At 61.4% G+C, this 1,483-nt stretch carries 3 protein-coding genes; 2 read left to right on the forward strand and 1 reads right to left on the reverse strand.

What is annotated here, in order from left to right; translation table 11 throughout:
• Together AC1DT2_RS23135 and AC1DT2_RS23140 are read left to right on the forward strand one after the other, a co-directional pair.
• Positions 1-642: amino acid permease (locus AC1DT2_RS23135; RefSeq protein WP_477299015.1), on the forward strand; the 642-nt coding region annotated here is incomplete at its 5' end.
• A 29-nt stretch (positions 643-671) separates the two neighbouring features.
• Positions 672-815, forward strand: a complete 144-nt coding sequence (locus AC1DT2_RS23140; RefSeq protein WP_477299017.1) for a hypothetical protein — start codon at positions 672-674, stop codon at positions 813-815.
• Between the two features lie 10 nt (positions 816-825).
• Here the strand turns inward: AC1DT2_RS23140 and AC1DT2_RS23145 are convergent, their stop codons facing one another.
• On the reverse strand, positions 826-1,182 hold the full coding sequence (locus AC1DT2_RS23145) for a hypothetical protein (RefSeq protein WP_477299018.1): 357 nt from the start codon (positions 1,180-1,182) through the stop codon (positions 826-828).
• Positions 1,183-1,483: the final 301 nt, after the last annotated feature.

A 1,483-nucleotide genomic window follows, 5' to 3' on the forward strand; every position in this document is an offset into this window, starting at 1 on the left:
GCCGTCGCTCATGGCGGCACACTCATTCTGGACCTCATCAAGCAATATGACGGGCAGACCGCATCCGATATCGCCGGTGTGCTGCTGTGCACGTCGATGCTGGCGACCTATATCGCGATTCATGCCGCCGCCTCTCGCTACGTGTTCGCGCTGGCTCGCGAAGGCTTGCTGCCGCGGATGCTCGCCCGGTTCGACGAGGCTCGCAATGTCCCGGTGGCGGCAACCCTCTGCATGTCGGCTGCGACGGTCGTTTGTCTTGCTGGTATCGCTTCTACGCGAACCGATCCCTATGCCGCGATTATTCCGGTACTGATCGGCATGGGTACGCTGGGAATCATCGCGCTTCAGGCAGCGGCGGCGATCGCTATCGTTTTTTATGTCGTTCGGCGTAGGCGTGAAGCGGGGCCGGTCGTTCTCATTTCGTCGGTGTGTGCGGCGATTGGGCTTTCCGTCGCGCTGACGACCGTGTGTGTCAACTTTACTTTGCTGTCGACGGTGAATACGCCGTTCGTGGCGTGGTTGCCGGCGCTGTATCTGGTAACGCTTGCGGCTGGGCTTGGCTTCAGTGTCTGGCTGCGGCGGGCGCGTCCCGGGCAGTACGCTCAGTTGGCGTTGGTTGAGCATCGGGAGACTGCGGGCTGACCTCCTGGCTTTTGCGAGCGCTCCGAACCATGGTTGAATTTCTCGCTTTCCTGGTCAGCGCCGTCACGGATTCCTGGGGTCAGGCTGGGCAACGCAGGACCTGGTGGATCCTGGGCGCCATCGTGGTTCTCATCATCGTGGCGTGGGCGGTGCTTGGCAGGCGCGCCGCATAGATCAATGCGATCAGGGCGCTGATCGCGGATCAGACAACCGACTGGTGCGGCCTAAAAAAAAGTAACCCGCCAGCGCCAAAGCATGGACCAAAGGAAAGAACAACACGAAGCTGTCTAAGGCTCCGCCGAGGCGCAAGCGCGGAGGGAGCATTCCCAAGATCACGCCCGAGACCACTGCCCAGCCAACAGCAACCACGCGTGGTGACCGCAACACGGGGAGTGTCGCCTTAGCCACGGCCAATCCGTACACGAGGATCCCTGCGACCCCGCAGATAACCTGCTCATCGGTGTTCGTAAAAAGGAATACCTGGCCGGCAAAGACAGCCATCGAAAGGACAAGCGCTGCGATGGCGATCATTCTGGACATGATTACTTTCCGCTTGCCTGTAAATGGGAAAAGACACCCCGGACGACTTCTGCGGAGTATACGGCTGGCTTCGACTCCCCATGATTACCCACCATGTCCCCGCCCCCGACCGACACGCAAAGGTCATCAGCCGGTTGGCGGAGGTCGTAATCCCCACCCTGATCCGGTGAGCCTGCCGGCATCACCGGGCCTCGCGGGACATGGACGAGAACGTACGTGTGGTACCGGAATACGACGGAGCTCCCGGGCGGAGAGCCGGACACGGGCAGCAGGCGGCTCGAAGCACTAACCCGCCCATCGT

This window comes from Luteibacter sp. P4_E6, from assembly GCF_056401535.1.